Here is a 551-nt window from a genome sequence, read left to right on the forward strand (position 1 = left end):
ATCATCAACGGTAATGACTTTCAAATCGTAGCTTTTCGCTTTGGCCATAATCGCAGGACCAAGCTTTGGATCTGGCGTACAAATGACAAAACCTTTCGCCCCGCTGGCAGCAAGCGTATCAATGGCATTCAGCGTTTTTTCACCATCAGGCACGGCCATCTTGACCAATTCAAAATCGTATTGCTTCGCTGCTTTTTCCGCAAAAGACCACTCGGTTTGAAACCAAGGCTCTTCCGGCTGCTTCACGAGGTAACCAAGTCTGACGTTATCGTCATTGGAGCCAAAAAAAGCGTTAGCAGAGGCACTGAGCATTGTCATGCCAGATAGGGCAGCGATTGTGAGTAGTTTTTTTAATTTCATTGTTATCCATCCACTGGTAGAGGTGAGTGTTCGCTGTACATATTTGTGCATCCTTGACCATTTGTTAGTGATAAAAATCACAGCGGAAAAATGTAGCAATTTTGTCCATTCATTTAGCTACAGAGACTATGAAGCTGCTCTCAATTGTACGACTAACAACTTTCAAATATCGATCAACACCCAATACAAAC

At 43.2% G+C, this 551-nt stretch carries 1 protein-coding gene; it reads right to left on the minus strand.

The features are described from left to right. Nucleotides 1-360: substrate-binding domain-containing protein (locus R7Q48_RS30085; RefSeq protein ID WP_318134065.1), on the minus strand; the 360-nt coding region annotated here is incomplete at its 3' end. Between the last annotated feature and the right edge of the window lie 191 nt (nucleotides 361-551).

It is taken from the genome of Vibrio sp. 378, from assembly GCF_033339435.1.